This window comes from Deinococcus apachensis DSM 19763 (assembly GCF_000381345.1).
In the GTDB taxonomy this organism is placed as follows: Bacteria; Deinococcota; Deinococci; order Deinococcales; family Deinococcaceae; genus Deinococcus; species Deinococcus apachensis.
Genome location: NZ_KB906422.1, coordinates 22478 through 31578 on the forward strand (window position 1 = coordinate 22478; position 9101 = coordinate 31578).

A 9101-nucleotide genomic window follows, 5' to 3' on the forward strand; every position below is an offset into this window, starting at 1 on the left:
CGATCGGAGCACAGCCACCTCCAGTCGCCCCAAATTTCGGCAGAACGGGTTCAGAAAAAGAGAGGAACCGCCTTGCAAGAAAAGCAATTCCAGCTTGCCGGAGTTTCAGGCATCGTTGGAGGGACGCTCTACCTCTTCTTCTCCGGCATGCACATCGTCGCGCACGGCCTTGACGCCAGCCCCGACCATGCAGTCGTTCTCGGTGTGTCTCAGGACGCCTGGTACGCTCTTGGCTTGCTTCCCTACCCGCTTCAAGTCTTCACGCTTCTGACCGCCGTGCAAATGCTGGAGCCGAAGAACAAGCTCCTTTCACGTGTCCTGCTGTCACTGGCCCTGTTCGGCTTGTGCACCGCTGCTGTCGGACATGCGATCCTATCGATGCCGTACACGGGGGATTGGCGGACCGCACCTTCTTCGAGGATCGGTTGGCCGACGTGGGTGATCGGGTACGGCGTCTTCGCCTTGGGTTCCCTGCTCGGAGCCATCACGGCCCGTGCGAATCCACAACTTCCCAGGTTGCGCCCTCAGGTCGGGCTGTTGGGGTTGCTGCTGCTCGCGTCCTTCGCCGCGGGGATGGCGGACCGGGACGACGGCTTTGAGTTCACCCTGCTTCCCACGCTGTTGTTCGGGTTGGCGTGGGTGTGGTTGGCAAGGTCCCTCACGCATGCGCGACGATGCGTCCTCGCTCTCGAGCGGGCGTGAAGGACTTTTCCGCGAGAAAGCCGAGGCGCGGGCAATCGAAGGGCCGACCGTACACCGCGACCGAAGCAAAACCGATCAGAATGTCCTTCGTGCAAGGTTAAGGCAGGGCGACTTCGAGCCGAATGCGGTTGTCGTCCGGCTCGAAATGCGCAGTGACGCTGCTCGCGGGTGATCCTCGCCCTTCGAGTCCACGAGCATGGGACGAGCCTGGTAGTGCTCCAGAAAGACCTTCAGGCGGCGATGCGAAACTTTACCGTCTGCAGCAGCTGAGCCTGGGGGCAGGCATTCCCCAGCGCCGAGTGCAGCCGAACGTGGTTGTATCAATCACGAAAACGAACGCCACCATCGCGTAATTCCTGCATGGTGGCGAAGTCCTCGCGGAAGACGAGCTCGTATTTCAGGGTCCAGCTGGTCCTTTCCAGGATGCCCATGCTTTTACCTGCGGGCGAATCCAGGCGGACCCGCCCTGCAGGTACCCAAGTCTGCCCTGCGGCGCGGCGAACGCGCTTCCCGTGAAGGACAGGCCCAGGGTGGCCGCGACCGCGACGTGCCTGAATGGCGATGGGGTCATCGCTCACCAAGGGCGAGCACGAAATTCCTCACGCTCAGTGCGGCGTCGCCCGAGCGGTACGTCCGGCCGGACGTCCGGCCCACCCCCGTCAGCATTCCGCTCGTGAAGCCCTTTGCCTTCAGTTGTGCCACGACTTCCGGGGGAAACGAGAACGTTCCGTCGTCCCGCACCAGGCACGAGACCACCAGTTCCGGGTCCTCCTGCATCCCCATCAGCAGCACCGTCGTGTTTGCGTCGTGGGTGGGGTTGGACCACCGGAAGGTCGTGCTCGGAGTCACGTCCTCGTCGCGTGTCGGCACGGTCAGGCGCGGTAGGTCGGACGGGGGCACTTCCACACCCTTGAAGGCCGGAAAGCCACCCGGGGCGCCCGGGATGTCGAGGACGAGCCCGGGGGGGGGAGCGGGCAGCGTCGGGACCGTGGACACATAGGAGATGCGCGAGCCCTGCCGCGTGCGCTTGAGCTGGGCATACCCCTTCGAGCCCGCGCGCAGGACGAGGGGCGTGCCAGCGTCGAGGAAGGTGGGTGCTTCGACTGGCGAAGCATTCGAGGGCACACTGGTCAGGCCGAGCGGACCGTCGCCACCCTCTTGCACACCGCACACTTCCCGCGTGAGCGGCGCGGCGAGCGACGACGTACTGCGGAAGAACGAGGCGGTGACCGCCGCCGTGACCTGCGCGGGCATGCCGGGGACCGCGATCTGCGTTCGTGTGAGGTACACGTCACCGACTTTGGTGATGGGTGGAGGCTTGCTGACCTGGGCGAGCGCGATGGGCGCGAGGAGGAGGGGCAGGGTCCAAAGAGCGTGTTTCATGAACTTCTCCAGGCCGGGGGAGCGGCGACGGTGGCAGGCAAGGCAGGACCCCAAACGCACACGGCGTTTTGGGAAACGGGGCGGGAAGGCACGCTCACGTGCGCTCCCCGTCGTGCAGAACTTCGCGGTCGAGGTAGGCGAGCAGGAGATCCGGTGACGAGAAATGCAGGCGCTTCTCGTTCAGCCGAAGGGAGGCGCGCCACACCCGCCGGGACCCGTCCTGCTCGAACCACACCCGCAGCACGTACCAACGAGAGGCGGGACTCGAATTCAGCAGGTTCACGGTGGTCCTTTCCGGTGAGACAGGCGGGGGACTTCAGGCCATCGGCCGGAGTCGCGCCGTAACCTGGGGATGGCCCGCTGCGTGGCGGGGCCTAGGAAGAGCGCTCCATGACGAGGCCGCCACAGGTGAACGTTGTTACGAGCGTTGCGGACCCCGCGCGTTCGCCCGCCGCGCTTCCAGGCGCCGCCTCGCCGCGTGCTGTCCACTTTGTTCCAGCAGGGTTGAGACGGGCGGGATGGTGCTGACGGTGAGGCCGAGACCCAGGATCAGGATCAGGGCGCTCACTCCGAGGGCGGCGAGGACGAACACGTCCGTCCCTGGCTCGAGCACGGCGCGGCTTGGGGCTGCGGGGTCGTAATGCACGCTCACCGCATGCCCCTCCGGGTACCGGGCCACTATCCTGCCCGCGAACGCCTCGGTCGGCTCCTGCGAGCGGTACGTCCAGGTTCGGGAGCGGTACGCGTGCCCGGCGAGGTCGTAGGTGTACTCGACCTGCGCGGAATACCGTGATTTTCCGTCGGAAAGGCTCCAGGACACTCGGCTCTGCGTCACCACACCCGCAATCACCGGCCATGTCAGGCTCCGAAGTCCCCTCTGCGCCAACGCGCCAAGCAGCAGCGTGAAGATGAGCGCGGCCGCCACCAGCCCCAGGCCCACCAGGCGTTCGAGCGGCCAGGCTGCGATGACCCGAAGCATTACCGGGCGTGGCTCACATCGAAGACGAGCGCGCGTGACTCCCCTTCCGCCACGCTGATGCTCCGTCCCTGCACGTTAGCGGGCAGCTTGAAGTACACCCGGAAGCGCGCCTCCTCGCCGGGCTTCAGGGTCCCGTCGGCGTTGTCGTCACGAGACACCTTCAACAGGTAGTCGTCGTACGCGGTGGCCTCACCCTCCGCGTCGCGCAGGCTGATCTTGAAGGTGTCCCAGTTCCAGCCTCGCGGACTTGCCGTCTTCGCGGTGCCGTTGCGAACGCTGAGGCTGGCGAGGAGGGCGCGCTCCCCGTTCCCGAGCGGTTGACCCTTGACGGTGTTCGCGTAGGCGACGGAGTCGAGCTTCACGTCGAAGTACCCGAGGGGGCCGTACGCGCCCGCCTTCATGGGCACGGCGTCGAGCGCCGTCACCTTCGTCGTGTCCGCCGGGTCCGCGAAGGGAGCGGCGAGTGCCTTCACCTTGCCACGCAGGTCATAGCGCACCACGCCCTGCTGGTCGTTCGCACTCACGATGAGCTTGGGCACGGGACCCGAGGCGGGAACGGCGATCACCGCGTACGCGCCCACCTTCTGAGCGGGTTTGAGTGTGATATCGAGGACGTTCGAGGTGCCGTCGCGCCCGACGTAGTTGTCGTGGACGTGATTGACGTCCTGCGCGTCCACGACGGTGAAGGTCAGGCTGTTCCACGAGTACGGCTTGTCGACCTTCTGCGGATTGTGCACGGTGTAGTGCAGGATCAGCAGCTTCTCGTCCGCCTTCGGCGCGTACACGTTGTTGCCGACCGTTACGCGCGACACGCTGAACTCCGCGCCCGTGAGGGTGAAATTGATGGCGTTCGTGCCCTTACCGATTGTGTAGGTCTTCCCGATCACGCCGACGTCGCCCGCGAGTTGCGTGGTGCCCTGCACGACGCGGGTGGGCGGAGTAGTGGGGCGGGTTTGTGCGAGGGCGGGGGCGGCGAGCAGGGCGGTGAGGGCGAAGATCGAGGTGCGTGCTGGCAGGTTCATGGTTCCTCCGCGAGGCGACGACCACTTCTCGCCGCGTCGGGGGTCAAGGTGCCAGCCGCGCCGTGATTTTTGGATGAAGGGGCGTGGAGGTGACGACAGTCGCGCGAGGGCTTGATGCGGCCCCCCATGCCCAACACCCAGTGTCACGACCACTTTCCTGCTCTTTGGCGGGTGAGCGACTCACGCTCACGTCCGCGCCGTGGTTTTTGGAGGTGTCGGATGCGGTCTCGGCATCTGCCGCTGGGCGGATCATCCGAATTTCACGGTGTCCCGGGCAAGTTAAACCCGTTGTGCCGAATGAGGCACACCAGGCACAGAACGAGTGCCGAGGGAGAATCAATGCGAAACATCATGATGGCGATGACGGCGGTCCTGGTCCTCTCGGCCTGTGGGGCGGGAGGCACGGGGACGAACACGGGCCACCCTAACCCTACCTCTCCTACAGGAGGGACAACCGCAAACACCCTGAGCGGACGGATTCTCGATGCGGCGGGCAAGCCAGTCGCTGATGCGGAAGTGTGGATTCAACCCGTGTCCTACCAGGGGCTGATCAAAGCCCGAACGGACGCGCAGGGCCGCTACCAGTCGATTGAACTCAACCCGTCCCTCGCGCCGTACCGGGCCCAGGCGTACAAGGTGGTGAATTACCACGGCGAGCAAAACTGCGTGCGGATGGGCGGTGAGACGTCCGCCGACTTCGACGTGTTTAATGCCAAGGATGGTGCGGTGCGGAATTTCCGCTGGAAGATGCAGGGCTCCTCCGAGGGCGGGTACGACGACCAGACGTGGGGCGGCAACCTGCGCTTCTACAAAGACCCTGAGACGGACGACGCCGACATGGTCCGCTCGGACGAGGTCCTCGAAGTGAAGCTCGTCCCCAACGGCCCGCTGATTGATGGCAGCGTGGGCGAGGAGTGGGACTACACCGTTCACACCGGGCAGGGCGTGAAGGACGTTCCAGTGGGCCGCTACAACATGTCCGCCGTGGTGGTGAACGCGGACGGCACGAAAACGCCCCTGAGGCTGAAGGCCGACAACGACGTTCAACAAACCGGCTGGAACACCACGATCACTATCCTGTTCGACGGCCTCTCCAACTGCGGCCACTACGCGACGTTCCACTCGACCCCCATCGCCATCTCCCGGTAAGCACGGCGCAAGAACAATTCTGCTGGGAACCGATGACCTGTCCGCTCGAAGGGGAAGGGACTTTGTGCGGAACCGCTTGGGTCTCAAGCGGTTCCGCACCTCCTTCCTCAAGGCGGCTGGCACAAGTTCAGAACCTGCTGAGAAGGTGACGCACGGGAGAGTCGGGGAGAACGTATGCAAATCATTTTGATGACGGCAGTGGCAGGCCTGGTCCTTTCGGCTTTCGCGGCGAGCAGCGCGGGCACGAGCACCAGAGCGGTTCCCAACACCCTGACCGGCCGGGTCCTCGACGCGGCGGGCAAGCCGGTTGCGGACGCGGAAGTGTGGATTAAGCCCGTGTCGTTCAGTGGGCTGATCAAGACGAGGACGGACGCGCAGGGCCAATACCAGTCCCCCGCACTCAATCCGGCCCTCGCCCCGTATCAGGCGCAGGCGTACAAGGTCGTGAATTATCACGGCGAGAAGGCGTGCATTCGGATGGGCGGTGAGACTTCGGGCGACTTCGACGTGTTCAACGCGAAAGCAGGTGCCGTACGGAATTTTCGCTGGAAGATGCGCGGCGAGGCGGAAGGCGGGTACGACGGCAAGATGTGGGGCGGCAACTTGCGCTTCTACAACGAGTCGGTGACGATGCCCGGCAACATCCAGCCGAACGAGATTCTGGAGGTTCACCTCCTGCCGAACGGCAGGCTCATCGATGGGAGCGCCGGGGAGGACTGGGAGTACACCGATTACGCGGGGAACGGCGTCAAGGACATCCCGGTGGGCCGGTACGACCTGTGGGCGTTCGTCGTGAACAAGGACGGCACGAGAACGCCCCTCAAGCTCAAGGCGGACAACAGCGTGCAGAAGACGACGTGGGGCACGAAGATCACCGTGCTCTTCGACGGCATTCCGGACTGCGGGCACTACGCCACCTTCCTCGAAACACCCATCGCCGTGTCCCGCTGAGTGGGAGGAGGACGATGACTGAAGCCGAGAACCTTCGCACCCGTATCCGCCGGGCGTTCACGGACGTGACACTGGGTGGGGGGGTAACCCTCCGCGAGGCGCGGGTGCTCGACCGGTACGGTTCGTTTCGGGAGCGGGAGCGGGCCCGCGCCCTCGACTTCCAGGGGCCGTGGTGGGAGGTGTCGGGCGAGGATCTCGAGATGCACCGTCCGTTCAGTTTTCTGGACGCGGTAGGTTTCGCGTACTACGCGCCCGCGTACCTGACGCATGTGCTCTCGCACGACCCGCTGTATGCCACGGACACAGCCGACACGGTGTTGCTCGGTCTGTGGCCCCGGTACAGCGTTGCGAGGTTCGGGGGAATCACCGCCGAGCAGGCGGCCGTGATCGCCGCTTACCTCGAGTACGCCGAGACGCAGGACCCCATTCTGGAGTGCCGTGCAGCCGTGTATACGGACGCCTGGGTGTACTGGGCCCGGCGTGCGCAGCACCCGTGAACTGGCCGCGGAAGATCGGGAACTGGGGCGTTTGTCGCAAACAAGGACGGCACGAAGACGCCCCTGAGGCTCAGGGCGGACCACCAGGGGCAGAAGACGCTGTGGAGCACCAGGATCACCATCCTATTCGGCGGCCTCCCGGATTGCGGCCACGTGCGACCCGCCTGGCGACGCCCATCGCCATCTCCTCCTGAGGATGTCGAGCACGGAGCAGGAAGAGCGGAGCCTGGACGTGAGGCTCCCGCTCTTCCGCACTCATTCGAACTTCAGGAACTGATGAAGCTGATCGGATACTCCTGCTCGGCTTCGAGGCCGTACCCTCCGACCTTCCCCCCATCGGAAACGGACGCTTTGGCCCCCACATCCACGAGTTGCAGGGAACGATCGACAGTGAGATAACAGCCAGCCTTTCCGCCTGGCCCGACCTGGTACGCGCCGACTTCCAGGCCAGCTTTCACTCCCGCGAACACCGTCATATGGCCCTCGAAGGCGAATTCGACTTCTGCGAACGAGTCGACCAGCACGAGCCCCGGCCCTTCCACTTCGACGGCGACCTTTTCGCAATTGAAGCTGACCTCCGCAACGACGAAATCGAGCGTGACCTTGTAAGGATCACGAATCGGGCAGGGGCCTGGCTCTTCAAGCGACGCCGCGACCTCCTGCTCGAGTTCGGGCGTCTTGCCGCACGGCGTGGTCGCCTGCACGACTGTCCACAGGTCCGCGCCCTGCTGCGCTGGGACGAGCACATCCGTCTCGATGAGCGTCTCGACCCGACTTTGCAGTTCGAGCCTCAGGAGTTCATACGTGAGGGGATCGCTGACGTTGCCAATCAACCCCGTGAGGATGCGGTACGTCGGGCGAAACGCCTGAGCGGTGAGGCTATCGAGTTCGCGCATGCCCGCGCGCCACTTTCCGAAGGCCGTCGTCACGGCGGCGCACCGCAGGAGACGATGTCTTTCCTGGACCTCGTGTTGGCAACGCGTGTCACTTCCACAGGCGGCGACCTCGGGGATCTCAGCAAGAGTAGATTCTCCGATCACCTCGCCAAGCTGTTCGTTGATCGGGTCCATGAAGTGCACGTGCTGATCGACCTTGCTCCACAATGCTCGCACGGACGGCTCGGAGCGGTAGGCCTCGATGACGTGGGAGATGGCCGCGACGCGGGCGCTGGCAACGGCGTCTCCCGACGCGCCTCGCTGCCGCATCTGTTCGACGAGGGCATTCGTGCGGGCCGCCCGGCTCTGGGCCCGCTGCACGTACTCCAGGCGGAGCGCCTGCATTCTCCTCGCGTACTGTGGAAGTCCGGCAACGTCCCTTGGAAACGGCAGGGCGGGAAGGTGGCCGTCCTTCGCACGGGAAAGGTCGAACACGAGCGCGGAAGGTGCCCAATGCTCAACGCCCGCCTGGGCTTCACCTTCGTCCTGGGGACCGTTCATCGTGACGGGTTCGACCGGCTTTTCGGCAGCGTCCTTGGCCAGTTCAGGTGAGCGCCGCCGTCCTCCTCGCATGAAGCGCACCGCCTCCTGCGTTTTCTTCTGGGTGTACAGCGCAAGCGCGAGGTTGCGTTTCGCTTCGGACAGCCAAGCGTCGAGTTTCACGGCTTCGCGCAAGGCGACCTCCGCCTCCTTGTACCGTCCCACCAGGATCAGCGCCCGCCCTCGGTTGTTGAGCAGGACAGCGCGCGGGTGACCGCCGAGTTTCTCGGCCTCGGCGAGCAGGGCGAGGGCCTCGTTCGGCAAACCGAGCGTGGCGGTCAAGCCACCGAGGTTGACGAGGTGCGCCGCGCGCTTTGGCTCCGCACGGTGCGCGAACAACAGGGCTTGCACGGCGGCGACGGGACGCTGCCGGAGGACGGCGGCGGCGGCGATCTCGCTCGCTTGCAGGGCAGAGCGCCCCTTGAGGACCGCTTCGAGCTTCGCGCGCGCGGCCTTGCCCCCGCGGGCGTCCATGAGCTTCTCGAGGTTCGCAATCGCTTGGGGAAGGGGAAGGGGCGTGAAGGCGACGGGTTTCGGCCCAAGGGCACTCCAGGCGTCCTGGAGATCCTCGTTCACGCTCACGTCGTCGAACACTTGCGTGTCCTGCACGCCTCGCAGGACGGGTGATCCTTCGATTCCCACCGCTGCGCCGAGCGCATGACTCGTGGTGAGCGTAAACAGCATCAGGCCGAAGCGAAGCCTTCGGCGAGCGGGATGGGGCGGTCTGAAAAACAGGGCTCGTTTCACGGGGGCAACGTACGAGGACCAGCGTGATTTTCGGGTGATGTTCGCGCTCACGCCGCCATACGGTGAGGAGGAGTCGGGCGCCACCCGGCGTGTGGTTGAGTGTAGTGGTTACGGGGACGTGATGTACGACTGGGGTGCCCGAGTGCCCAGTGTGCGGAAGTGTTCAAACCGTCAAGAACGGCAAGGCCAAAAACGG

9 protein-coding genes are annotated in these 9101 nt (G+C 65.0%); 4 read left to right on the top strand and 5 right to left on the bottom strand.

The features are described from left to right. The first annotated feature begins 72 nt into the window (after positions 1–72). Entirely contained in the window at positions 73–702 is a 630-nt protein-coding gene (locus F784_RS0120340; protein ID WP_019588560.1) for a hypothetical protein, read from the top strand. 567 nt (positions 703–1269) lie between these two features. Here the strand turns inward: F784_RS0120340 and F784_RS0120350 are convergent. The 4 genes from F784_RS0120350 to F784_RS0120365 all read right to left on the bottom strand — a co-directional run bounded on the left by F784_RS0120350 (position 1270) and on the right by F784_RS0120365 (position 4086). Continuing rightward, complete coding sequence (locus F784_RS0120350; protein ID WP_019588562.1) at positions 1270–2085, bottom strand: hypothetical protein; 816 nt, start codon at positions 2083–2085, stop codon at positions 1270–1272. A gap of 94 nt (positions 2086–2179) precedes the next feature. Further along, the gene (locus F784_RS0120355; protein ID WP_019588563.1) at positions 2180–2368 is read right to left on the bottom strand and encodes a hypothetical protein; all 189 of its coding nucleotides are present in this window, start codon (positions 2366–2368) and stop codon (positions 2180–2182) included. Positions 2369–2503: 135 nt separating this feature from the next. Next, positions 2504–3064, bottom strand: a complete 561-nt coding sequence (locus F784_RS0120360; protein WP_019588564.1) for a DUF3592 domain-containing protein — start codon at positions 3062–3064, stop codon at positions 2504–2506. After that, complete coding sequence (locus tag F784_RS0120365) at positions 3064–4086, bottom strand: hypothetical protein (protein ID WP_019588565.1); 1023 nt, start codon at positions 4084–4086, stop codon at positions 3064–3066. The genes F784_RS0120360 and F784_RS0120365 overlap by 1 nt, the downstream gene beginning before the upstream one ends. Before the next feature lie 339 nt (positions 4087–4425). On the opposite strand from F784_RS0120365, the gene F784_RS0120370 reads away from it, so the two are divergent. The 3 genes from F784_RS0120370 to F784_RS24950 all read left to right on the top strand — a co-directional run bounded on the left by F784_RS0120370 (position 4426) and on the right by F784_RS24950 (position 6683). Further along, a complete protein-coding gene (locus tag F784_RS0120370) occupies positions 4426–5235 on the top strand; it encodes a carboxypeptidase-like regulatory domain-containing protein (protein ID WP_083939310.1) in 810 nt (269 codons plus the stop codon). Positions 5236–5409: 174 nt separating this feature from the next. Further along, entirely contained in the window at positions 5410–6186 is a 777-nt protein-coding gene (locus F784_RS0120375; protein WP_019588567.1) for a carboxypeptidase-like regulatory domain-containing protein, read from the top strand. Positions 6187–6200: 14 nt separating this feature from the next. Beyond that, the gene (locus F784_RS24950) at positions 6201–6683 is read left to right on the top strand and encodes a DUF6714 family protein (protein WP_019588568.1); all 483 of its coding nucleotides are present in this window, start codon (positions 6201–6203) and stop codon (positions 6681–6683) included. A gap of 266 nt (positions 6684–6949) precedes the next feature. Here the strand turns inward: F784_RS24950 and F784_RS0120385 are convergent, their stop codons facing one another. Next, entirely contained in the window at positions 6950–8905 is a 1956-nt protein-coding gene (locus F784_RS0120385) for a tetratricopeptide repeat protein (protein WP_157465413.1), read from the bottom strand. Between the last annotated feature and the right edge of the window lie 196 nt (positions 8906–9101).